Source organism: Malonomonas rubra (genome assembly GCF_003247215.1).
Taxonomy (GTDB): domain Bacteria; phylum Desulfobacterota; class Desulfuromonadia; order Desulfuromonadales; family Geopsychrobacteraceae; genus Malonomonas; species Malonomonas rubra_A.
The window spans coordinates 1-22,726 of record NZ_QKAP01000038.1; the positions used below are offsets into that span (position 1 = coordinate 1).

Here is a 22,726-nt window from a genome sequence, read left to right on the forward strand (position 1 = left end):
TCTCGGCCACGGAAAGGTTGATTTCCTTAAGGCGAGAAGAAATGTTGTCGCTGAAGACCTTTTTTCTGTACTTGACGCATGCGACATAGTGGAACTGAAGACTGTATACCGAATGCGCACCCTTTTCTGTTCTGTATCTCATATTTATATAATCAGGTAGAACTGAACATTTTACAACAAAAAACATTTTCGCCTTTCATCCCCCACCTTTCGGAAGGAGACTTCCCGGCGAAGTGTTAAATTTTAATGGCACTAGATTACTCTCAAAATTGACATGCCTATTCTGATGAAATCCGTCTCTTGTTCTACCCTCAGCAACCTATTACTTGAGTGAAGCCCGCCAGTTACTATGATCGCCACCACACTATCAGGAACTTCTAAGGACTTCTGCAACTGTTTTGATACAATATACGAGATGACAATCATAGGGTATCTGGTCGAAGGGGCACTTCTGCTCAATACTCCCTACTTATGAGACACACTGGCCATTTTTAGGATATTTTTAAAAGCCTATATAAATCAAAGAGATTGATGGTATCCATAAGCCTGATTCAGCAAAATGGCGAAGATCTTTACGATATGGGTTTTGAGGGGGGGGGGAGGGGTGTGATAAATTCGTGGCGGGATTAGCAGATTCAATAAATTTTACATCTCTCTCTTACTCTACAGCGCTTTCCGGGAAGTCGACCCTTGCCTATTGTTTCGATTTGCAGGGTGTCGCCATCATAGACCCAGCTGACAACCTCATGCAAATCTTCTGAGGGTGCTGCGCTGAACAGCAGGAAAAAACAGGCAGAAAACAGAAAAAAAGAACTCAGGGTCAGCTCATCGTCCCCAGAACAGCCGAGTGAAAAAACCAGTGAAGATTCCCCAGAACAGGTTGCTAAGAACTATTAACATGGGGGTCAACATGCCGAGTTCGAATCCCGCTAATCCTCGGTATTCAACATAAGGGTAGAGGTAAAACAGGGTGAAGGCTGAAGGGAGCAGGCTGAACCATAACGCTTTGCGAACCCAACGACAACGTTGGCGAGGAGTGCCAACGGTGAAAAAATAGCCAAGCCCCCAGAGTCCGCCGAAGATCAGCCGTGGGTAGAGCCATGATTCTTTGAGGGAGGGAGCGATCCGGACACCGAGCAGATCGCTGATACCCCATTTACCAGCTCCCCAAAGGACCAGGCTGCTGGCGAGTGCGCCGAGGAGCCCGGCAACGAAACAGACCGCAAACAATGCACCACTTTTAGGCATCAAGGCTCTCCTTGGCTTTTTAAAGCCGTTTGATGGTTTCGGGCTTGCGATATGGCTTTTTGGTGTTACAGCGTTTCGTTCATGCTGCCAGTTCGATATCCTTGGAGATCGAGCGTAATATACTGAAACCCGGCAGATTTGAACTCGATGACCAGCTGCTGACGTAAATTGTCATCTAGAAATCGACTCAGCTCATCTGCTGGAACCTCAATCCGGGCCAGTTCATGGTGATAACGGACACGGAAGTTTGTGAAGTTTTGCTTGCGCAACCAGTTTTCACAGCGTTCAATCTGCTCCAACCGTTCGCGGGTGATGCTAGTACCGTAAGGAAAACGAGAAGCTAGGCAGGCAAAGGCCTGCTTGTTCCAAGTCGGTAGCTTCAGCTCTTGGCTCAGCTGCCGGATCTCCGCTTTGTACAGGCCCGCCTCCAGCAAGGGGGAGCTGACCTGCAACTCCTGGAGAGCATCTCGCCCCGGGCGGTAATCTCCCAAGTCGTCTTGGTTGGAGCCTTCAATCAGTGTGGAAAAACCATTCTGATTCGCGATTTGTAGAAAATTGCTGAAAAGCTTCAGTTTGCAATGATAGCAGCGCCGCGGATTGTTTTCGACAAATTCCGGAAGCTCCAGCTCGTTATTAGCAATCAGCATCTGCCTGACCCCGATTATTTCCGACAGCTTGCTGCTCTCTTCTTCTTCATAAACGGGGTAGAGGGGCGATGTAGCAGTCAGTGCCAAAACCTTCTGGCTTCCGAGGGTGTCGACGGCAATCTTCAGCAACAGCGTTGAGTCGACTCCGCCGGAAAAAGCCACAGCGACACGATCAAAACGTTTCAATATTTGCTTCAGGTGCTGAAGCTTGCTGGTAAGGGACATATGATCAGTCGAAGATACCTGTCGAAAGGTAACGTTCTCCAGTATCGCAGATAATGGTGACCACGTTCTGTCCTGGTTTCATTTTACGAGCCAGCTCCGTCGCGGCGAAGACGTTGGCACCAGATGAAATACCGCACAGCAGCCCTTCTTTTTTGGCTAGTTGCTGTGTCATGTTGATGGCGTCTTCATCGCTGACGGTGATCACTTGATCATAGCTGTTAGTTTCAAGGACCTCCGGAACAAAACCTGCTCCGATTCCCTGAATCATGTGTGGCCCGGCATCTCCGCCGGAGAGGGTTGCAGAGCTTTTTGGCTCAACAGCAACTATTTTGACCTTAGGGTTCTGCTTGCGCAGGCAGCGGCTGACGCCGGTGATGGTTCCCCCGGTGCCGACCCCGGCGACGAACATATGGACCTCACCGCCTAAGGCCTCCAGAATCTCCGGTCCGGTTGTTATTTCGTGGGCATGCGGGTTGGCCGGATTGCTGAACTGTTGCGGCATAAAGGCCGACTTTTCTTTGGTCAGCTCTTCGGCTTTTTGAATCGCACCACGCATCCCCTGTGAGGCAGGGGTTAGGATAAGTTTCGCACCGTAGCAGCCGAACAGACGGCATCGTTCTTGGCTCATGGTTTCCGGCATAGTCAAGATCAGCTTATAGCCTTTGACGGCAGCGACCATTGCTAGGCCAATGCCTGTGTTTCCGCTGGTCGGCTCGACGATGGTCATCCCTGGAGAGAGTTTTCCCTTTTGTTCGGCATCTTCGATCATCGCTAGGGCGATGCGGTCTTTGATGCTGCCCCCGGGGTTGCTCGCTTCCAGCTTCCCCCAGATGGTTGCACCGCCGGACTGGCAGAGGGAGTTTAGTTTTACCAATGGGGTGTTCCCGATCTGTTCCAAAGAGCAGTTTTTTGCTGTGCTTGACATTACTCCTCCTACCACTGATATCAGCGGCTACCCGTAATTGAATACAGCCTGCCAAATGGCAGGCTGTTGATTTAGATGAAATACATAAAACGGTGATCGAGTTCTTTCTCAAGTCCCATTTCTTTGCCTTGATCACAAAGGTCCTTAAGAGAGATGGAATCAAAGTAGTCACCGAGAATCTGACTCGCTTTTGCCCAGAGGTGCTGGGTCAGGCACTGGTTGTCAAAGTCGCAGACCGGATCTTTCTCACCTTTTTTTCGCCGGTTTTTGACACAATCGACCAGTTGGAGTTCGCCTTCAGCAGCGAGAACGATCTGCTTGACAGTGATTTCATCAGCCGGCTTAGCCAAACTATAACCACCTTGCGGTCCACGACGGCTTTTCAGCAAGCCGGCTTTTTTCAGATCTTGAAAGATCTGTTCCAAGTAGCGGGGAGAGATATTCTGCCGACGAGAAATATCCTTGATCTGCGCCGGCAAGGTTCCTGCGTGATATGCCATGTCGAACATGGCACGAACGCCATAGCGACTTTTTGTCGAAAGTTTCATGCTTTATTTCCTCCATAAGATTGCTTATTTGGGAATATATGAATCTCTACTTGTGCTGTCAAGAATAAAACGCATAATTCGCTGGGAAACCCTGTGTGCGTACAGTCAAGTAGTTTGCTGCGGTCTGGGTCGGCTTCAGTTTTCGTCGGCTCCGATTACCGGTTGCTTCTGGAGTCGTTTGAAATAAAAATTTTGCCCATAGAGGACTGCCACCGGGTTATGACCGGTGACACGATCTTTTACCACCAGCGTCGATACCGGAGACTCTGAGTATTTGGCGAACAGCATGTCGTGACCGACACAAAGGCCAACGATCAGGTTCATGTCGGTGCCAGCTTTGTTGAGCAGTTCTGCTTGGGCGATCGGATTGCACGCCGGCTCGAAGGTGTTTGGGCGCACCTTTTCATTTTCGCTCAGGCCGAGTTCTAATTTGTCGATGCTTCCCGATTTACAGCAGACCGAAAGTGGTTCCAGCTCTTGGGCGGTCAGGATTTTACAAAGTTGAGCGGTCTCCTCGAGCAGTCCGATGCAGGAGGCAATGCCTATTTTTCGGTAGCCCATCAGTTTCGCCAGGGCGATGGTATCTTCGACGCGCGTCCAACGGGCGTTAACCGCATCACTGCCTCTGATCGGCTGATAGCAGAGGCCTTCGACCTGCGCTGCTACACGTGCAAGTTTGGCATCTTCGCTGTCACCCAGATAGAGTTGAAAACTGTCGGAAACGATTTCCTGCTCATTTTCACTCGGGCAGTAGTTCGGGGCTTTCGGTCCTTGCCCCGGCTCGCTCCAGCAGCTGGTCGTTCCTTGTTTGTTCCAGACTTGGCTGCAATTACTGCAGCTGTATTGATTTGTTTTAGATGTCTTCATCGTTACCTCATTTTAGTTTCCGACAATTAAACTGTCGATGCGATAGCAAATAATCCCATATTTAAAGGGAGAACATTTTTCTGTAAAGAAAATTCTCTTGATGCCGGGTTGTATTGTTTTTCCCGATCGGATATGGCTAGATGAGGCATTGTTTTGCTGAAGGGAAATTCAATGAAAAAGTATCAGTTTCGGCTTGATTTTCAGGTACGTGATTACGAATGCGATCTTCAGGGGGTGGTCAATAATGCGGTCTATCAGAATTATCTTGAGCACTGCAGGCATGAATTCATCAGGGCTTTGGGGCTTGACTTTGCCGAGTTGACCGCGCGGGGGCTAGATCTGGTGGTGATCAAGGCGGAGTTGGAATACAAACGCTCATTGCGTAGCGGCGACCTTTTCTGGGTCGGCCTGATTCTGGAAAGGATTTCACCGCTGCGCTACCGCTTCCGACAGGACATTTATCTGCTGCCGGATGATCAGCTGGTTCTCAAAGCCTGGATTACCGGCACCGGGGTCAACGCCAAGGGGCGGCCTCAACTGCCGCAGGAAATTGTAGAGGCGCTGGAGAAAATGGGCTAATTGGTTTTTGACCGGGTTACTATTTCAACAGCTTCAGCCCTTTGTGGCTGAGCTGGATCAGCCCGTCCTTGTAGAGCCCGCCGACCGCTTTTTTGAACTGTTTTTTGCTCAGGCCTAACTGGCTGCGGATCAACTCCGGGGGGCTGTTGTCGTGCAGGGGAATGAAGCCGGTCTCCTGCAGCGCTTCAAGAATCACCTCACGGGCATCGGTGATGCCGGCGGCTCCCGGGCGGCGTAGCGCGACATCGATTCGTTTGTCTTCCCTGATGCGGGTGACGTAACCTTTGCCTCGGTCGCCCCGCTTCAGGCCGGTTGGAAGATCCTCTTTGTAGAGCAGGGCTTCGTAACGATCATTGACGATCACTTTGGCACCCAGATCGGTGAAGGTCCAAATCAATAATTCGACTTCTTCCCCCTCATTGAGATCCTGATTTTCTTTCTCGACGAACTTTTCAAGCCGTGCCGAAGCGATCGGCCGACCTTGCTGGTCGTGGCAGAGATAGACCAGATAACGACGCCCTTCGAGCATCTTTTGCGGCTGTTCGCTGAAAGGAGCCAGCAGGTCTTTTTCCAGGCCCCAGTTGAGAAACGCGCCGTGCGGGCCGATGCTGCTGACCTGCAGCAGGGCGAATTGTCCTGCTTCAGCGAACGGTTCTTGGGTGGTGGCACGCAGTCGATTGTCGCGGTCGAGAAAGAGAAATACTTCCAGCGTTGTTCCGGTTGCCAAGCCTGCTGGGCATTCTCGAATCGGAAGAAATGCCGGTTCGCCATCGGTCGAAAGCCAAGCACCATTCGGTTCGATCTTTTCCACGCTTAGCTGATAATAATTACCGGGCAGCATCAGGCCTCCTTTTACTCGGGATTGGTTCGGCGGGGCACCTTAACATAGAGAAACGGCAACAGCCAGTAAATCAGGTTTCTTGCAGATGGGCAATCCTGTGGCTAAAGAAAAATCCAAGAAGACAGATCAGCACTAGGAACAGCAGAAAGTTGTTCCAGCCGTACAGGCGATAGACCAGCCCCGGTGCAAACGAGCCGATCGCTCCTCCGGAGTAATAAAAGGCGACGTAGAGTCCGTTGGTCAGACCTCGACTGCCGCTACCAGCCATGCGATTAATCAACCCCGAAGCGGTGGAGTGGATCACGAACATGGCACCGCAGAACAAGAACATGTTGATAAACAGCAGCCAGATCTGCCCCGCAGCCAAGCTGAGTAAAAAAAAGGCGAACGCAAGCAAGCCGAGCCGCATGGTTCGGACCGTCCCTCCCAAGCGGCGGCTGATGGACGGCGCAGCCAGAGAAGTGATAACTCCCATCATGTAACCGGAGTACATCAGCCCGATGCGGAGTTCATCCGCCTGTTCGCTCAATTCGGTCAGACGGAATGGTAGGTAGTTCATCACTGCGGCAAAGACCAGAAACATGCAGAAGACAACGAGGTAAAGCGGGAGAAAAGATGGCCGCTGAAGGGTTTGCAAGAGGGCTTTCGGGTTTGGGCGGCTTAAAGTCATCTGCGGCGCATCCGGTAACCGAAACAGCCAGGCGAAGCCGAGCAGCAGACTGGCAGCCAAAAAGATAAAGCTGTATTGCCAGCCGAACTGGTTGGCGATTGCGCCGGAGATCGCTCTGCCGACAAAGCCGCCAACGATGGTGGCTGCGATGTAGATCGACATGCTGCGTTGCACGGTCTCCTTGCTGGAATGCTGGGAAATATAGGTCATCAGCGCGGTCAGGATGGCAGGGATCAGCAGTCCTTGCAGCAGGCGGAGCACGAGGAGCAGGGGAAAACTGCTGCTGGCAGCAAAAAACAGCTCCGAGAGAGTCAGCAGGGCAACGGCCAACTTCAGCAGCCGCTCCGCTGAAATCGTTTCAAGCAAGAAGCCGTACAGCAGCGGTGCGATGGCAAGCGGGATGAACGTGATGGTCGTTAGCGCCGCCGCCGCTTCGTTACTGACGGCAAATCCCCTGCTCAAGGTTGGGAGTAACGGCTGGGGTGCGTAAAGCGCCGACAGGGTCAGGACGGTGTTGAAAAGGATCGGCAGCATTGAGCCGGTTTTGGGCCCTGTTGTTTGTTTAATCATGCGTTTATTCCCGGCGGCAAACCGAGACTTTCATTTGTTTTTGCCAATGTCAGTCTTTGCATCAACACAGCAACAACTATACCGGCAGAGCATCCTGGCAGGGAATTAAAAAATCGAAAATTAAAGAAACAAGGATTTTGAAGAAACGAGAGCGATTTCCTAACCAGCTGAAAAATAGTGTTTTATTTTCGTTGTGTAATTATCGGGCAAAAAGGAGGAAATAGTGGAATTTCGCGAGGTTGGTTTCTCGGTAAAGGACTTGTCAAAAGGTTATCCACAATAACTGTGGATAACCTCCTATCAGCAAATATTAATAAAGCTATCAAGCTGAAAAGATTGCCAAAAAGATTTCTGCCAGGTTTCAGGTCCAGATGAATTTTTAATGTTAATGTCAGCTCTGTGGTGCTGGTGAGTTTCCGCTTGTCCTGTGTTGACGATAATAGTTGATCAGCTGGTTGGTTGATGAATCGTGGCTGGCAATGTCCGCTCTGCTATCTAGTTCCGGCAGGATCTTTTTCGCCAATTGCTTACCCAGTTCAACCCCCCACTGATCGAAAGGATTGATGTTCCAGATCGCTCCTTGGGTGAAAATTTTATGTTCGTATAGGGCAATCAAAATACCGAGCATCTTGGGGGTCAGTCTTTTGAAAAGGAAAGAGCTGCTCGGTCGGTTCCCGGGGAAAACCTTGTGGGGCAGCAATTGTTCAATCCGTTCCTTCGGCAGGCCTTCTGCTTCCATCTCGGAACGTGCTTCAGCTGCAGTCTTGCCGCTCATCAGCGCTTCCGGCTGGGCAAAGAAGTTGGATAGCAGCAGCTGGTGATGGTCGCCGATCTGGTTGTGGCTTTCGATCGGGGCGAGAAAATCGCTCGGTATCAGTTTGGTGCCTTGATGAATCAACTGGTAGAAGGCATGTTGGCCGTTGGTGCCGGGTTCGCCCCAAATGATCGGCCCGGTCGAATAGTCAACCGTTTCTCCAGTAAGGGTCACCCGTTTGCCGCTGCTTTCCATGTCGCCCTGCTGAAAGTAGGCGGGGAATCGGTGCAGGTATTGATCGTACGGCAGGATCGCGTGGCTTTCCGCACCCCAGAAGTTGTTGTACCAGATGCCGAGCAACCCCATCAGGACCGGGATATTGCCTTCGAACGGGGTGGTGCGGAAGTGCTCATCGGCGACATGGGCGCCTGCCAGTAGTTGTTCGAAGTTGTCCATGCCGAGATAGAGTGCAATCGATAAGCCGATTGCCGACCAGAGCGAATAGCGGCCACCGACCCAATCCCAAAACTCGAACATGTTTTCCGGATCGATACCGAATTCGCTGACCTTTTCGACGTTTGTAGAGAGGGCAACAAAATGTTTGGCGATGGCGCTCTCCTCCTCGAAAGTTTCCAGTAGCCAGTGGCGCGCGCTATGGGCATTGGCTAGAGTCTCCTGGGTGGTGAAGGTTTTCGAGGCGATCAGGAACAGAGTGGTGTGCGGATTGACCTTTTTTAGGGTTTCGCTGATGTGTGTGCCGTCGACGTTGGAGACGAAGTGGACCTTAAGCTTCGGGGCTGCGTATGGCCTGAGTGCTTCGGTGACCATCAGCGGGCCGAGATCAGAACCGCCGATGCCGATGTTGACAATATCGCTGATCGGCTGGCCGCTGTGTCCCCGCCACTGGCCACTGCGCACCTGTTCACAAAATCGGCGCATTTTATCGAGCACTGCGTTGACCTGTGGCATCACATTCTGACCATCGACCATAATCGGTCGGTTGCTGCGATTGCGTAGCGCGACATGCAGGACCGCGCGCTGCTCGGTGCAATTGATCTTGACGCCCTTGAACATCTGTTCAATTTTCAGTCCAAGACCGCTTTGTTCGGCTAGCTCCAGCAGCAATTGCACAGTTTTTGTGGTGATGCGGTGTTTCGAGTAATCGAAAAGCAGATCTTCCAGCCGCACAGAAAAGCGTTCGGCACGCTGGGGATCTTTGGCAAACAGCTGACGTAGGTGCTGTTTTTCCAGCTCCAGCTTGTTTTTGAATAGTAATTCAGTGGCAGGAAGATCAGTAAATTTCGGCATTTCAGCTCCTCATCGTGGGATTCATTTCTGCCCCACAGCATAACAGATTGTGTGCCGAATATTGGGTGTGACAGCTATTTTCTTGCCGTCATGATCGCATCGTACGACGCGTTGATCTCGGCCAGCCGGTCGTTGGCGAATTTAATGAATTCCGGTGGCAACCCTTTGCTTTCAATCTTATCCGGGTGAAACTCAGCTGCTTTTTGCCGATAGGCTTTCTTAATTTCGGAGATGCTCGCGTCACTGGAAATTCCCAGAACCTCATAGTGTTTGGTCAGGCTTACCGAACTGCTCTTTTGCCCGACAAAGTGGTTGCGCAGCGATTGGTAGATACTTTCCGGCAGGCGGAACTCCATTTTGGCTTCCAGTAGCATCTTTTCTTCTTGCGGATGCAGTTCGCCATCGGCCATCGCCACCTGGAACAGGAAGTTCATCATGGTACTGCAGAGTTGCTGGTCATGGCTGAACAGATCCCCGAACTGACGAGCGTAGCTGCTGAACGGTTCGGCGCTGTCTTTTGCCTGGGTGAATACGTTGATGGCGTACTGGCGGGTTTGCGGGTCGAGGCCGAGGGCTTCGCGGGAGATTTTTTCGATGGCTGAGATCTCGTTCGGGCAGACTCTGCCGTCCGCTTTGGCGAGCTTGCCGACCATCGAGTAGGCGGCGGTAAAAAAAATAGCCTGCCGCTGCTGAGTCTGGTCGACGCGAAAGCCGCCGGTTTGCATCTGCTGTCCACTGCCCATGCCTGCACCGATCGCGGCACCGATCACTGCGCCGATCGGCCCGGCAATAACTGCGCCGAGGCTGCCGCCGATAATTCCTGATATCCAACCCATGATAAATATCCTTTTGTGGGAAATTGAGGAAATTGCAAAAAACAATAACGAAACTGACACATAAATGGCAAGTTCGTATATTTTAAAAAAGTCAACGAAGCACTCAGCAAATGGTTAGGGTCTCCCGGAAAGCCGGGAGGTTTTCACAGAGGCTAAAAAAACAGGCCCCTGGAAAATTCCAGGGGCTGATGGTTATTCGCCCTCTTCAGCTTAATGCTTGATTGCAATCTTTCTCGGCTTGGCCGATTCCGCTTTGGGAATGTCCAGTGTCAGCACACCGTTTTTCAGTTCAGCTGTCGCTTTATCCACATCAATGTGTTCGGAAATTTTGAACTGACGGTAATAATTCGCCGCTGAAAATTCCCGTAGTTGTGATTTGCCGCGGCTTTCGATCGAGATCTCGCCATTGAGAGTTAGGACACCTTTTTCCAGGTCGATATCGAGGCCCTTTTTATCGACTCCGGGCATATCTGCGACCAGAGTTATCCTCTCATCAGATTCAAAAATATCGACTGCCGGGGTCAGCACGCGTCCTACGGTTCTGGTCTCCTCGTGGGGACTCGGGGTTGATTCTTGCCGCTTGACCATTTCTTGAGCTGTCATTGTTCTGTCCTCCTATCTTTAGGTTTTCTGTTTAGAGCGAGTTAGTGAGCGAGTACCGTGATCTTTTTCGGCTGCTGGCTTTGTGGCTTCGGCAGGGTGATCAAGAGCACGCCGTTGCGATACTCGGCATCGACTTTGGTGCTGTCGATAGAATCGGGAAGTTCGATAGTGCGCATGAACTTTCCAGCTCCTCGTTCATGCCGGTGCCAGGTCCGGCCGTTGCCCTCGTCTTCTTTCCGCTCTCCGCTCAAGGTCAGCGTGCCACGCATCAGGTTCAGATCTAGATCTTTGGGATCGATGCCGGGAACCAGTGCCTCGACATAATAATTTTTCTCATCTTCGCTCAGGTTCATTCGTGGATACTCCCCCGCGCCGATCCCGGGAAGAAAGGATGTGCCCCGGCCGATGCCTCTGAAGACTTGATCGATTTCCCTGCGTAGCATGTCCATCTCTTGAAACAGATCCAATCCAGCCATTTTTTCCTCCTTCTGAAAAAGTTATCTGTTCCGGTTGCCGTGGTTTTGACCTTTTAAATAACAAATCTCATGCCAAATTATTTGTCTGCTGAATGTACGATTAATGATTTGATTTCAGCTGTTTATATGATTCTGACGCGGAGCAAAGGACGTTGGTGGGGCGTGAGCGTCGCAACTTATGTCGCATGCGACAGCGGACGGCAACAGGTGCAACGTTGCAAGCCGGTTGCTGGTATTAAAAACCCGCTGTTTGCGCGGGGCGTAGCTTGGCATGGGCTTTGATTTATTAACTCTTAAAAACGCTTTGCAACAGAGACAGCAAATATAAACAACCCGAAGGAGGAAGAAAAAAATGAGCAAAATAATCGGTATCGATTTAGGAACCACCAACTCTTGTGTAGCGATTCTGGAAGGTGGTAAGCCAAAGGTGATTGAAAACAGTGAGGGTGCGCGTACGACGCCGTCGATTGTCGCCTTTTCTGCCGACAACGAGATCCTGGTTGGGCAGACCGCCAAACGTCAGGCCGTAACGAATCCGGGCAATACCCTGTTTGCCATTAAGCGCCTGATCGGGCGACGGCACGATGACCCGATGGTCGCAAAAGATAAAGGCATGGTTCCTTACCGGATTGTGAAAGCAAAGAATGGTGATGCTTGGGTTGAGGTGGGCGATAAAGAACTCTCGCCACAGGAAATTTCCGCCAAAGTTCTGCAAAAGATGAAGAAGTCTGCCGAGGATTATCTGGGCGAAACCGTGACCGGGGCGGTGATTACGGTCCCGGCCTATTTTAACGACTCGCAGCGGCAGGCAACCAAAGATGCCGGCAAGATCGCCGGACTGGAAGTGAAACGGATTATCAACGAGCCAACCGCAGCGGCGCTGGCTTACGGGTTAGATAAAAAAGGCGATCACAAGGTGGTGGTTTATGACCTGGGCGGCGGCACCTTCGATGTTTCGATTATTGAGATTGCCGCCGTTGATGGTGAGCAGCAGTTTGAAGTGCTGGCGACCAACGGGGATACCTTCCTCGGTGGCGAGGACTTCGATACCAAACTGATCGAGTTTATTTGTGATGAATTCAAGAAAGAGCAGGGGATCGACCTGCGCGGTGATCAGATGGCCCTGCAGCGACTCAAGGAGGCTGCCGAGAAAGCCAAAATCGAGCTTTCAACCACCGAGCAGACCGACATCAACCTGCCGTTTATCACCGCCGATGCCAGTGGTCCCAAGCACTTGAACCTGAAGATCAGCCGGGCGCGGTTCGAATCGCTAGTCGCTGAGTTGGTCGAACGAACCATCGAACCGTGCAAGCTGGCACTCAAGGATGCCGGTTTGAAAACTATAGATATTGACAGCGTGATTCTGGTCGGCGGGCAGAGCCGGATGCCATTGGTACAGCAGAAGGTCAAAAAGTTCTTCGGTAGGGAACCTCGCAAGGATGTCAACCCGGACGAAGCGGTGGCGATCGGAGCGGCTATTCAAGGGGGCGTGCTCGGTGGCAGCGTCAACGACGTGCTACTGCTTGATGTTACTCCGCTCTCCCTCGGCATCGAAACCCTAGGCGGGGTGATGACCAAGTTGATCGAAAAGAACACCACCATCCCGGTGCAGGCTAGTCAGGTTTTTTCAACTGCGGAAGACAACCAGTCGGCGGTGACTGTGCATGTGCTGCAGGGGGAACGGGAGCAGGCGGCTTACAACAAATCACTAGGCCAGTTCAACCTCGAAGGGATCAACCCCGCTCCCAGAGGTCTGCCGCAGATCGAGGTCAAGTTCGACATCGACGCTAACGGTATCCTCAACGTTTCGGCCAAGGATAAGGTTACCGGCAAAGAGCAGTCGGTAGTAATCAAAACCTCCAGCGGGTTGAGTGAAGAGGAGATTGAGCGGATGGTCCGGGAAGCGGAGATTCACGCCGATGAAGACCGTCGGTTCCAGGAGCTGGTTATTACTAAGAATCAGGCTGAGGCGTTGGTTCATGCCACCCGAAAGAACCTCGATGAAGTTGGTGAAAAGGTTGCTGCGAATGACAAGAGCGAGATTGAACGGTTGGTCAAAGAGCTCGAGTCCACGCTCAAGGGGGACAATAAGGACGCAATAGATGCCAAAAGGAAACAGCTAGGTAGTGCTGCCGCAAAATTGGCAGAGCAGCAATTTACTCAGAGCGGCCCCCCTCAAGAGGATTCGGGCTATGGCGGGCAAGCAGATGGTGGTGTGATCGATGCCGAGTTTGAAGACGTTACAAATAAAAAGAATAACGCCGCCTGAGTCCGCATAAGCGCTGCTTGGAAGGCTGAAAGGAAAAGACAGATGTTCCGCAGATCTTCAATCAACAAAACCGAATGGTTCCGGCATAACTGGCAGAATCGGCTGCAGACCGTTTTATTGCTCAGCTTGCTTGGTGGCTATCTCTACTTGGTTGGCTGGTCGATTTGGGGATCTGCGGTTGCGGTCTGGATTCTGGTGCTCGTGGCGGTCCTGTTTCTGTTGGCACCAGCGCAATCACCACACCTGATCATGAAGCTTACCGGCGCGCGGCCACTCAACCGGTTACAGAATCGAGAACTCTATCGGTTGAATGACGATCTGGCGCGAGCTGCTCAACTGGAGCATTCCCCCAATCTTTATCTGCTGCCGACGCGGCAGCCGAACGCTTTTGCTGCCGGGAGTCAAGAAGAGCCGCTCATTGCGGTGTCAGATGGGTTGCTGCGACTGCTCAATCGTCGCGAGATGGCAGGGGTTCTGGCACACGAGATAAGTCACCTGCGACAAGATAATCTTCGGGTGATGCGGCTTGCAGATCTGGCGGCTCGCTTGACCGGTAGCCTTTCGCTGTTCGGTCAGATTCTGCTGCTGCTCAACTTGCCTCTGGTGCTGTTTTCCGAACAGAGCTTTAATTGGCTGCTGGTATTGATATTAATTCTCGCCCCGCAGGCCAGCTCCTTGGCGAAACTGGGTCTGTTCAGGGCCTGGGAGTACAGCGCAGATTTAGGTGCCGCCAGTTTGACCGGCGATCCACGTGGGTTGGCCAGTGCCCTGCACAAAATCGAAAGAAACACAGGTGGATTCATGCAGCGCTTTTTAGGCAGCTATCGGGTGCTGCCCAATTGGTTGCGAACTCATCCGCCGACAGCGGATCGGGTTCGGCGTTTGCTAGAGTTGACAGAGGGAGGTTTTGAAGCAGCACCTGAGAAGCCACCCAGGACAGCTGGTTGGCAGATAAAACCGGCATCGGGTAAGGTTTCCATAGAAGTACTTCCCAGGCCGATTCCGATTGTTGTCTATCCTTCGTTGCGGCAATCGCCAAAAGTTATAATGCGTGAGTGGTGAATATGATGACAGCTGATTATCAAATCATTTGCGATAAATGCAGGGCGATCAACCGGGTTCCCCAAAAGAGGCTCTACGACAAGCCGAAATGTGGAAAATGTCGAAAACTGTTGTTTGATGGCGGATTGCTGGAATTGAGCGATGGTAATTTCCAGCGACTGCTCAGCGTCGGTAACCAGCCGATGCTGGTGATGTTCTGGGCTCCATGGTGCGGTTACTGCCAGAAAACGCTGCCTGCCTTTCGTCAAGCTGTGGCCGAGCTGGAGCCGGAACTGCGAATGGCTACACTGAATACCGAGGTTAACAAATTCAGTGCCAGCCGAATGATCATTAACAGCCTTCCGACCTTCGTTCTCTTCAAGCATGGTCAGGAGGTCGCTCGTCGGCAGGGAGCAATTCATTTTGAACAGATTGTTGCTTGGGCAAACGGAATTATATGATTTAGCGGTTGTTAGCGTTTGCCACTTTGCTATAGTAGGCAAGTTTCTTTTTAAGCAAGGAGATTTGTCGTGCATGTTTCTTTTTTGCGCCGTTGTTGGGTGATGTTCGTCGGTGTATTTATTGCTTTTTATGCTTTTGTTTGTAACCGTCTGGAGGTGGTGGGAAGTGAGCATCTGCCGGATGAAGGTGGAGTTTTGCTGGCTTCCAACCATATCTCCGGCTACGATACAGTATTTTTGCCGATCACCGTATTTCGACAGCACCCCTTTCAGATGGTCTGGGCGCCAGCCAAGGAAGAACTGTTCGAAAACAAATTCCTCGGTTTTCTTTACCGCTCGTGGGGAGCGTTTCCGGTCAAACGGGGACGCGATGTGCGCGCTGGAAAACATCTTGGACAGTTGCTGCAAACCGAAAAGGTGATGCTGTTTCCGGAAGGAACTCGCAATAAGGAGGGCAAACTGGGGAAAGGGAACCGCGGTGTTGGCAAACTGATCTATGATCATCGGCCGACGGTGATCCCGACCGCTCTGAGCGGCATCAACAAGTGGCGTTTTCCCGGATTCGGCCAGCGGGGGCTGATTCATTTTGGAGCACCGCTCGATTTTTCCGACCTGCTGAAACTGGAAGATTGCAAGGAAACGCACCTGCTGATCGTCGAACGCTTGATGGCGGCGATTGCAGACGGGCTGGAAGAAGCTTAAATAGCGCATTAGTAAACAAAACCGACAACAGAATCATTGCGGTGCTCGACAGGAGAGCCGCCCCTTCCTGCTCATTCATCGCTAGGGCAGCTTTGCCTTGTGTCGCTAACTTGATGATAAACAAAAAGTCTTTCTGTCCAAGTTGTTAACGGGAGAAAACCTTGTATGATTGTTAGCGCGAATAGGGATGGAAAGGAGACCTGGCAATGGCCTTTTTCAGACGTAGTACCAAAATCAATGTTGTCTACAAAAATGGGGTTAAAGATCGTATCAGCCCGGCGTTATTGGGGACCTTGATCGACACCAAGCAGATTGATCAGTTTGAAAGAAGTGAAGGCTGGGCGAAGGTCGGAGTCGATCCGCTTCGTGGGGCAGGTGGCACCCCCTATGAAGGTGCGGAGCGGCGTTTGAACTGAGCTTGGCGCGGATTAAGGAGCTTCAGGATGCCAAATGCCGATTACCAACTGGCACCGGGCCGGGTAATCGGATGCGTATATTTTTTTTGGTTGTCGACCTGTAAACCTGCGTAATGAATCCCACAGATTATAGTGGCAACCAAAATAATCAGCACCAGCAAAATGACAATGTTTTTTACCATTCCCTCTTACCTTGCAACATGATGACCTTCCTTTCTTTTCTTCTTGTCGGCCATCAGCATGATTATATTTAGTTTTTGGCGACCCTGTAAGCAAACCCTAGCAACCGTCGGCGAATTGTTCAAGCTTGTTGTTATCTCTTCACGCTTGATGCAGGTTTGATTGGTGCGGAAAAACTCCGGGTTGCTGCTGCATGCAGGTACTAATATGGGAACAGTAGAACGCAAAAGAATATTGCTCGCTGACACTGATCTTTTAAGTGTTGCTACGACAATCGGCGCATTGAAAGATGATTATCATGTGGTTACAGCAAAATCGTCAGTGGAGCTATTTAAGCAGCTGCAAAAGCAGCAGATCGATATGTTGATTCTTGAAACCAGTCTGCCCGATATGGACGGATTTGTGATCTGTAGAAAGCTTAAAGCGGATCCGGCAACGGCGTCTTTGCCGGTGGTGTTTTTGACCCGTGTCGCCACGATTGCCGATGAGGAGCGCGGGTTTGCCTTCGGGGCGGTTGACTTTGTAACGAAGCCGTTCAATGCTCCAACCTTGAAAGCGCGGCTGAAGAATCAATTTAAGCTGAGCGACGCAATCCAGGAATTACAGCGGCAACCAATTGGCGCTCGATGCTAATCCCAACGCCGGCTTACCAGGGAATACCTGTATCTATTGCGAATTGCAGAGACTGGTCGATATCGCTTCCAGCGATTCCTGCGTCTATTTATGCCGACCTGGATAATTTCAAAGCTTATAACGACAATTACGGTTTTGCCAAGGGGGATGAATTCATCATCTTTACCGCCAATGTGATCCGGGGGTGATGCAGAGCAGCGGCTGCTCTGAGGATTTTGGGGGCATATCGGGGGGGATGATTTTGTACTGATTTTACCAGCCAAGAAGAAGATGGTGGTGGCAGAGGAGATTATTCAATGCATCGATAATTGGATCGGCGAATTCTATTCTGTGGAAGACGTAAAGCAAGGCTATGTCGAGGCAACAGATCGCGAGGGGAACCAGCGTCAACATTCACTGGTCAGCATCAGTATGGGAACTATCGATTTAAGTCAAAGGCAGGTGGGATCAGCACAGCAGATCGTCGATGTCTGCAGCGAGACGAAGAAACTCGCCAAGAAGCGAAGAGGAAGTAACATCGTTGTCGATCAACGACGGCAAAGGTCAACTGAACGCGTAATCCGCCAGTAACTCTTGGGGACAGCATGAAAACAATCGATTTGCGGAGTGACACGGTCACCTTGCCGAGTGCAGCAATGCGCCAGGTGATGGCAAATGCCGAGGTTGGGGACGATGTCTATGGCGAGGATCCGACGGTCAACCGGCTCGAAGCTTTCGCTTGCGAGATGACTGCGACCGAGGCGGCGCTGTTTGTTTCGAGCGGCACGCAAGGAAATCTGTTAGCTCTTTTGGCCCATTGCCAGCGAGGAGATGAGTATATCGCCGGTCAGCAGGCCCACAACTACCGTTACGAAGGGGGAGGGGCGGCTATGATCGGCGGCATTCAGCCGCAGCCGCTTGAATTTTCCGCTGATGGCAGCCTCGATTTAAAGCTGGTTGAACAATTCATCAAGCCGCAGGACTCGCATTATGCGCGGACTCGGCTGCTTAGTCTGGAAAACACCCAGGCAGGTAAAGCGCTGCCGATGAATTATCTGGCCGAAGCCCGGCATTTTGTCGATCGACATCACTTGGGCTTCCATTTGGATGGTGCCCGAGCATTTAACGCTGCAGTCTATCATCGGTGTTCAATTGCTGAATTGGTCAAACCGTTTGATACGGTTTCCCTCTGTTTGTCAAAGGGGCTGGGAGCACCGGTCGGTTCGGTGCTATGCGGGAAAAAGGGGTTAATAGATGCGGCACGGCGCTGGCGGAAGGTGGTTGGCGGCGGGATGCGGCAGTCGGGAATCCTTGCCGCGGCTGGGATTTATGCGCTGGAAAACAATATTGAGCGGCTGGCGGATGACCATCTTCACGCGGAACAGTTGGCGAGTGGCTTGCGGAAGATCGAAGGGATGAGCGTCCGCCGTGAGGCGAATCAGACCAACATGGTTTTTCTCGACCTGCCCGACGAGCACGCGATTGCCCTGAAGGAGTTTCTTGCCGTGCGTGGAATTCGGATTGGCATCGGGCATACGATCCGGATGGTCACCCACCTGGATGTTAGTGGCGAAGAGGTTGAAAGGGTAGTTACCGAAATTAACCGTTTTTTCCGCTGATCGATTGTAGCAACCCCAAAGGGCGGCCATCTTGGTCGCCCTTTGGGGTTATGTCTCTCCGTTAAAGACGAAGTGATTTAGTTCTTTTCCAAACTGGAAGTCTGCATCTTTTTGGCGTTTTGCGCAGCCTTTTTCGTCATTCCCATCAGGTTCATCACTGCCGGCAGCAGTTGGGCAACAACAATCAGTGCACAGAAGCCGACAAACAGCAAGACCAGAATCCCGCTGGTGTATACCTTGGTGGTGTCAGCGGCCATCGCTGGAACCGAGAGCAGAATGATTGACAGGGTGGTGAAAATAGACTTGGCGTTTAACATGGTTTTCTCCTTAAATGTTAATGTATTAGGTGCATTCACATTTGCCTGATAGGTTTTGAATGCACAGCTGACCACTTGATGTATCTCTTCGCAGCCAATCTCCCCAACCGGTGGCAGGGCGTGGTAGAAAACTCCTTCTTTGCGGATTTTACGCAGCAGCGTCAGGGGGAGTTCAGCCGTGACCAAGATAATTGAAAGGTGGCGATTGCATTTTTTCAGTAGAGGCACCAGTTTGACGATATGCTGTTCATCAAAATCTCCCGCCAGTACAATTACCTGAATCGTCTTGTTGATAATTTTTTCCAGCCCCTCGACTACTGATGCGTAGCTGGAAACCTGATAGGCATCATCACTGAAGATGCTGGCTAACTTGTCCCGCTCAGTTCGATTTTTATTTGCAATCAGTAGCCCTTGCATTGCTTGCCACCTTTCAGAAATGTGCTTGGCGATTAGTAATGAATCTGGGTTTTGCCGCTCCACAAACCTTTGATCATGCCGATCAGCATGATGGTTGCTGGTACCAGTTGGAACACAAGGATAAGGGAGAAGAAACCGATGAACAGGGAAAGCAGGAAACCGCCTTCAGTGCTGGTGGCAGTGCTGGCAGCAAAAGCAGAAGATGAACAAGTGAACAGGGCGATAAGGGCGTTACGCAGCATCTTTTTCATAATCTCCTCCGTTATGTGAGTTCTGCGGTTATGGTTCCATTCATCCTTGCTAGCCATATAGAGCAGCGAGCGTGCCACCCCAGAATGAAAAGCTCTTTGTGTATTGATAAGTATTTGTTTTTATTTGTATAAAAAGTTTTGTATTAGAAGTTTTCAGAGCTATGAAAGTTTTCAGGCTGTATAATGCAGGCATACACTCCATTTTTGAAACGAGCTGTTTAAAAAACTTGATATGTCTTGTAAGGAATTGATATTTAAGGAAGTTTTGTTGCTATGCGTGGTGGACATAAAAAATAATCGGCGAAAATATTTTCTATATTCGGCTGCTGGAGCTTTGTTCGTCAATTTGATTGTTATTGTGTTAGCTTCTAAGCTGCACTTTAGGTATATCTAGTTACCGAAAAGGTTTATATCTACTGTTTCGAGGGGAATATGGAGGCATCACTGAACAAGGCCAATAAAAGTGAGGATTGCAATTCGAAAGCTCGGTCGAAAGTGGAACTACCTTCCGTTTTTCAGTTCCTGTCTAAACCAAATTATTCAGAATGAAATGGAAAAGCCCGGCAGTTTCCGCGGCCAGGCTTTTTTGGTTTAGCTGTCTTTGAGTATTCGAAGCATGCGCCGTAGCGGTTCGGCCGCGCCCCACAGTAGCTGGTCGCCGCAAGTGAAGGCGGACAGGTATTCCGGGCCCATTTTCATCTTGCGTACCCGGCCGACAGGTACAGATAATGTTCCGGATACAGCTGCTGGAGTCAGCTGCTCAAGGGTGTCGACCTTGGTATTTGGCACAAGCTTAACCCACTGGTTGTCGCCGTCGATGATCTGTTCAATTTCGTCAATTGGCAGGTTCTTGTTCAACTTGATGGTCAACGCCTGGCTGTGGCAGCGCATGGCACCAATCCGTACGCAGATGCCATCGACTGGAATCGGAGTCTTGTTACCGAGAATCTTGTTGGTTTCGGCGTAACCCTTCCATTCCTCTCGGCTCTGGCCGTCTTCTACTTCGCGGTCAATCCATGGGAGCACACTGCCGGCCAGCGGAAAGCCGAATTCGGCGGTTGGAATCTCTTTACTGCGCAGGGTTGCAGTGACCTTTTGGTCGATCTCAAGGATCGCCGATCCGGGAGTTTGCAGTTCGTCTGCGACGGCGGCATTAAGCACGCCCATCTGGTTTATCAGTTCGCGCATGTTCGGTGCCCCGGCGCCGGAAGCGGCCTGGTAGGTCATAGAAGAGACCCACTCGACCAGTCCAGCTTTGAAAAGGCCGCCGATCGCCATTAGCATCAAGCTGACAGTGCAGTTGCCGCCGATGAAATCCTTAATCCCTTTTTTCAGCGCATCCTCGATAACGTCGAGGTTGGTCGGGTCGAGGATGATGACCGCGTTTTCTTCCATCCGCAGGCTCGAGGCGGCATCAATCCAGTAGCCGTTCCAGCCTACGGCGCGCAACTTCGGGTGGACCTCTTTGGTGTAGTCGCCGCCCTGGCAGGTAATGATGACATCCTGCTCGGCGAGTTTACTAATATCGCTGGCAGCCTCCAGGGTGGTTCCTGTCCCCTGACCGAAATCTGGGGCTTCCTGGCCTGCCTGAGAGGTTGAAAAAAAGGTAGCATCTACTCCGACAAGGTCGTTTTCTTCTGCCATCCGTTGCATCAGCACCGAACCGACCATGCCACGCCAACCGACCAATCCGACTTTCATTTTGTTTCTCCATGTTGACGGGGGTGAAAAATCGACATATCCTGCCATCCGACCCCAATTGGTCTGACCAGAATTAGCCGGAAATCATACCAGCATTTTTTGTCGAGTGGTATAGTTTTTCCGTGACGTAAAGAGGAAAATACCGCTTTATTGAGGATAAGATGATGACCGATTACGAAGCAAGTCTACCGCTTGGAAAAACTACTGAATATGTTTCCGAGTACGACCCCGGGTTGCTTTGCCCTTTTCCGCGTCAGGTCAAACGGGATGTGATCGGTGTGACCGGCAAATTGCCTTTCGGCGGCTACGATATCTGGAACGCTTTTGAGCTTTCTTGGCTTAACCTCAAGGGCAAGCCGGTCGTCGCGATGGGGGAATTCCACGTCCCTTGCGAGACGCCGAACCTGATCGAGTCGAAATCGTTCAAGCTCTATCTCAATTCCTTCAACCAGACCCGGTTGCAAGGGTTTGCAGAGGCTGAACAGCGCATGGTGAAAGACTTGTCCGCTGCCGCCGGCGGCCAGGTGCGGGTTCGCTTGCTCGACTCCGATCAATTTGTCACCGAGCAAATTGAAGCCTTGCCGGGAGACTGCATTGATGCCCTCGACATCGAGGTTGATAATTACTCGCTCGATCCGGGCCTGCTGGAAAATTCTGCCGATCAGCAGGCGATCGTCGACGAGCAGCTACACAGCCACCTGCTGAAAAGTAACTGTATGGTCACCAACCAGCCCGATTGGGGGAGCATTTTTATACATTATCGGGGTGGTAAAATAGATCGCGAGGCATTGTTGCGGTATCTGATTTCTTTCCGCCAGCACAATGAATTTCACGAACAGTGTGTCGAACGGATTTTTGTCGATCTGATGCGTTATTGCCAGCTGGAGAAGCTGACGGTTTATGCCCGCTATACCCGGCGTGGCGGACTTGATATTAACCCGTTTCGCTCCAATTTCGAAGCACGCATAGCCAATCTGCGCCAAGCCCGGCAGTAGCAGAATACTTAAGCCTTTACGGGCTTAACCCTCCATTTAAGTCGTTTCATGCCAAAGAATCTATGAACTACTGGTTTGCGTTCCTAGGCAGCATAGGTGAAAGACGGATAAGTCGTTGGAATCAGTTGTTTGTTTTGGATTAAAATCTGTAACTAGCTAAAAAACAGAAGAAATATTTTGATATTTATTTGACAAGCAGAGAAAAAGCGCTATCTCTTATGGGGTTGCCTATAAAATTAATGAGTTTGTAGATCCGGGAGGCGGAGAAGATGGAATATCTGCATGGTGACCGGGTTCGTATCCTCGGAAAACCAGAATGGGGCCCTGGCTTTATTCAGGGGCATACCAAAAACGGTAAGGTTAAGGTTGCTTTTGAGCAGGTGGGCAAAAAGACCCTCAGTCTGCAACATGCCAAATTGATGAAGGTGACTTTGCGCGATCTAGATTGGATTGAGGAACGGCTTCGGAGACACTGGCGCGAAAGGTGAGCCGCTTTTCTCTATATTAACACTTCGCCGGGAAGTCTCCTTCCGAAAGGTGGGGGATGAAAGGCGAAAATGTTTTTTGTTGTAAAATGTTCAGTTCTATCTGATTATATAAACATGAGATACAGAACAGACAAGGGTGCGCATTCGGTATACAGTCTTC

Annotated in this window: 27 protein-coding genes; 12 read left to right on the top strand and 15 right to left on the bottom strand. The window is 51.0% G+C overall.

Going from position 1 to position 22,726, the window contains the following annotated elements:
- The 6 genes from Q7J88_RS15340 to Q7J88_RS03880 form a co-directional block, all read right to left on the bottom strand.
- On the bottom strand, window positions 1-187 hold a 187-nt coding region (locus tag Q7J88_RS15340; RefSeq protein WP_369681965.1), incomplete at its 3' end, for a transposase.
- A gap of 638 nt (window positions 188-825) precedes the next feature.
- Window positions 826-1,248: a hypothetical protein gene (locus tag Q7J88_RS03860; protein ID WP_303720836.1), complete on the bottom strand. Its 423-nt coding sequence runs from the start codon at window positions 1,246-1,248 to the stop codon at window positions 826-828.
- Between the two features lie 65 nt (window positions 1,249-1,313).
- Window positions 1,314-2,120: an ATP-dependent sacrificial sulfur transferase LarE gene (gene larE, locus Q7J88_RS03865; RefSeq protein ID WP_303720837.1), complete on the bottom strand. Its 807-nt coding sequence runs from the start codon at window positions 2,118-2,120 to the stop codon at window positions 1,314-1,316.
- 4 nt (window positions 2,121-2,124) lie between these two features.
- Window positions 2,125-3,045, bottom strand: coding sequence for a cysteine synthase A (gene cysK / locus Q7J88_RS03870; protein ID WP_303720838.1), 921 nt, complete (start codon window positions 3,043-3,045; stop codon window positions 2,125-2,127).
- Between the two features lie 71 nt (window positions 3,046-3,116).
- Window positions 3,117-3,593 (bottom strand): Rrf2 family transcriptional regulator, encoded by a 477-nt coding sequence (locus Q7J88_RS03875; protein WP_303720839.1) that lies wholly within the window; start codon window positions 3,591-3,593, stop codon window positions 3,117-3,119.
- 135 nt (window positions 3,594-3,728) lie between these two features.
- Window positions 3,729-4,460: a DUF1847 domain-containing protein gene (locus tag Q7J88_RS03880; protein WP_303720840.1), complete on the bottom strand. Its 732-nt coding sequence runs from the start codon at window positions 4,458-4,460 to the stop codon at window positions 3,729-3,731.
- Window positions 4,461-4,631: 171 nt separating this feature from the next.
- On the opposite strand from Q7J88_RS03880, the gene Q7J88_RS03885 reads away from it, so the two are divergent.
- The gene (locus Q7J88_RS03885; RefSeq protein WP_303720841.1) at window positions 4,632-5,039 is read left to right on the top strand and encodes a thioesterase family protein; all 408 of its coding nucleotides are present in this window, start codon (window positions 4,632-4,634) and stop codon (window positions 5,037-5,039) included.
- A gap of 19 nt (window positions 5,040-5,058) precedes the next feature.
- Here Q7J88_RS03885 and Q7J88_RS03890 read toward each other — a convergent pair whose 3' ends face one another.
- From Q7J88_RS03890 to Q7J88_RS03915, 6 genes are all read right to left on the bottom strand, one after another.
- Entirely contained in the window at window positions 5,059-5,880 is an 822-nt protein-coding gene (locus Q7J88_RS03890) for a S1 RNA-binding domain-containing protein (protein WP_303720842.1), read from the bottom strand.
- Between the two features lie 70 nt (window positions 5,881-5,950).
- The gene (locus Q7J88_RS03895) at window positions 5,951-7,120 is read right to left on the bottom strand and encodes an MFS transporter (protein WP_303720843.1); all 1,170 of its coding nucleotides are present in this window, start codon (window positions 7,118-7,120) and stop codon (window positions 5,951-5,953) included.
- A 391-nt stretch (window positions 7,121-7,511) separates the two neighbouring features.
- Window positions 7,512-9,182, bottom strand: coding sequence for a glucose-6-phosphate isomerase (gene pgi, locus Q7J88_RS03900; protein ID WP_303720844.1), 1,671 nt, complete (start codon window positions 9,180-9,182; stop codon window positions 7,512-7,514).
- Between the two features lie 74 nt (window positions 9,183-9,256).
- Window positions 9,257-10,018, bottom strand: coding sequence for a co-chaperone DjlA (gene djlA, locus Q7J88_RS03905; RefSeq protein WP_303720845.1), 762 nt, complete (start codon window positions 10,016-10,018; stop codon window positions 9,257-9,259).
- Between the two features lie 210 nt (window positions 10,019-10,228).
- The gene (locus tag Q7J88_RS03910; RefSeq protein WP_303720846.1) at window positions 10,229-10,621 is read right to left on the bottom strand and encodes an Hsp20/alpha crystallin family protein; all 393 of its coding nucleotides are present in this window, start codon (window positions 10,619-10,621) and stop codon (window positions 10,229-10,231) included.
- Between the two features lie 41 nt (window positions 10,622-10,662).
- A complete protein-coding gene (locus tag Q7J88_RS03915) occupies window positions 10,663-11,097 on the bottom strand; it encodes an Hsp20/alpha crystallin family protein (RefSeq protein ID WP_303720847.1) in 435 nt (144 codons plus the stop codon).
- Between the two features lie 352 nt (window positions 11,098-11,449).
- Between Q7J88_RS03915 and dnaK the strand changes: the two genes are divergently transcribed.
- The 9 genes from dnaK to ltaE all read left to right on the top strand — a co-directional run bounded on the left by dnaK (window position 11,450) and on the right by ltaE (window position 18,397).
- Window positions 11,450-13,366, top strand: coding sequence for a molecular chaperone DnaK (gene dnaK / locus Q7J88_RS03920; protein WP_303720848.1), 1,917 nt, complete (start codon window positions 11,450-11,452; stop codon window positions 13,364-13,366).
- Between the two features lie 42 nt (window positions 13,367-13,408).
- The gene (locus tag Q7J88_RS03925; protein WP_303720849.1) at window positions 13,409-14,428 is read left to right on the top strand and encodes a zinc metalloprotease HtpX; all 1,020 of its coding nucleotides are present in this window, start codon (window positions 13,409-13,411) and stop codon (window positions 14,426-14,428) included.
- A 2-nt stretch (window positions 14,429-14,430) separates the two neighbouring features.
- Entirely contained in the window at window positions 14,431-14,868 is a 438-nt protein-coding gene (locus Q7J88_RS03930; protein ID WP_303720850.1) for a thioredoxin domain-containing protein, read from the top strand.
- A 69-nt stretch (window positions 14,869-14,937) separates the two neighbouring features.
- Window positions 14,938-15,570 carry a 1-acyl-sn-glycerol-3-phosphate acyltransferase gene (locus tag Q7J88_RS03935; protein ID WP_303720851.1) on the top strand — a complete coding sequence of 211 codons (633 nt, stop codon included), beginning with the start codon at window positions 14,938-14,940 and terminating at the stop codon, window positions 15,568-15,570.
- 206 nt (window positions 15,571-15,776) lie between these two features.
- The gene (locus tag Q7J88_RS03940) at window positions 15,777-15,986 is read left to right on the top strand and encodes a GSU3473 family protein (protein ID WP_303720852.1); all 210 of its coding nucleotides are present in this window, start codon (window positions 15,777-15,779) and stop codon (window positions 15,984-15,986) included.
- 387 nt (window positions 15,987-16,373) lie between these two features.
- Window positions 16,374-16,799 (top strand): two-component system response regulator, encoded by a 426-nt coding sequence (locus Q7J88_RS03945; RefSeq protein WP_303720853.1) that lies wholly within the window; start codon window positions 16,374-16,376, stop codon window positions 16,797-16,799.
- Complete coding sequence (locus Q7J88_RS15345) at window positions 16,793-16,987, top strand: diguanylate cyclase (RefSeq protein ID WP_369681966.1); 195 nt, start codon at window positions 16,793-16,795, stop codon at window positions 16,985-16,987. The genes Q7J88_RS03945 and Q7J88_RS15345 overlap by 7 nt, the downstream gene beginning before the upstream one ends.
- An 88-nt stretch (window positions 16,988-17,075) precedes the next feature.
- A complete protein-coding gene (locus Q7J88_RS03950) occupies window positions 17,076-17,369 on the top strand; it encodes a hypothetical protein (protein ID WP_303720854.1) in 294 nt (97 codons plus the stop codon).
- A gap of 14 nt (window positions 17,370-17,383) precedes the next feature.
- Window positions 17,384-18,397 carry a low-specificity L-threonine aldolase gene (gene ltaE, locus Q7J88_RS03955; protein WP_303720855.1) on the top strand — a complete coding sequence of 338 codons (1,014 nt, stop codon included), beginning with the start codon at window positions 17,384-17,386 and terminating at the stop codon, window positions 18,395-18,397.
- 77 nt (window positions 18,398-18,474) lie between these two features.
- On the opposite strand, the gene Q7J88_RS03960 is transcribed toward ltaE, so the two are convergent.
- The 3 genes from Q7J88_RS03960 to asd all read right to left on the bottom strand — a co-directional run bounded on the left by Q7J88_RS03960 (window position 18,475) and on the right by asd (window position 21,083).
- The gene (locus tag Q7J88_RS03960; RefSeq protein WP_303720856.1) at window positions 18,475-19,131 is read right to left on the bottom strand and encodes a response regulator; all 657 of its coding nucleotides are present in this window, start codon (window positions 19,129-19,131) and stop codon (window positions 18,475-18,477) included.
- Window positions 19,132-19,163: 32 nt separating this feature from the next.
- The gene (locus tag Q7J88_RS03965) at window positions 19,164-19,382 is read right to left on the bottom strand and encodes a hypothetical protein (protein WP_303720857.1); all 219 of its coding nucleotides are present in this window, start codon (window positions 19,380-19,382) and stop codon (window positions 19,164-19,166) included.
- 591 nt (window positions 19,383-19,973) lie between these two features.
- Window positions 19,974-21,083: an aspartate-semialdehyde dehydrogenase gene (asd, locus tag Q7J88_RS03970; RefSeq protein ID WP_303720858.1), complete on the bottom strand. Its 1,110-nt coding sequence runs from the start codon at window positions 21,081-21,083 to the stop codon at window positions 19,974-19,976.
- A gap of 164 nt (window positions 21,084-21,247) precedes the next feature.
- Between asd and queF the strand changes: the two genes are divergently transcribed.
- Together queF and Q7J88_RS03980 are read left to right on the top strand one after the other, a co-directional pair.
- Window positions 21,248-22,078 carry an NADPH-dependent 7-cyano-7-deazaguanine reductase QueF gene (queF, locus tag Q7J88_RS03975; protein ID WP_369681967.1) on the top strand — a complete coding sequence of 277 codons (831 nt, stop codon included), beginning with the start codon at window positions 21,248-21,250 and terminating at the stop codon, window positions 22,076-22,078.
- A 269-nt stretch (window positions 22,079-22,347) separates the two neighbouring features.
- A complete protein-coding gene (locus Q7J88_RS03980; protein WP_303720860.1) occupies window positions 22,348-22,566 on the top strand; it encodes a DUF3553 domain-containing protein in 219 nt (72 codons plus the stop codon).
- The last annotated feature ends 160 nt before the right edge of the window (window positions 22,567-22,726 follow it).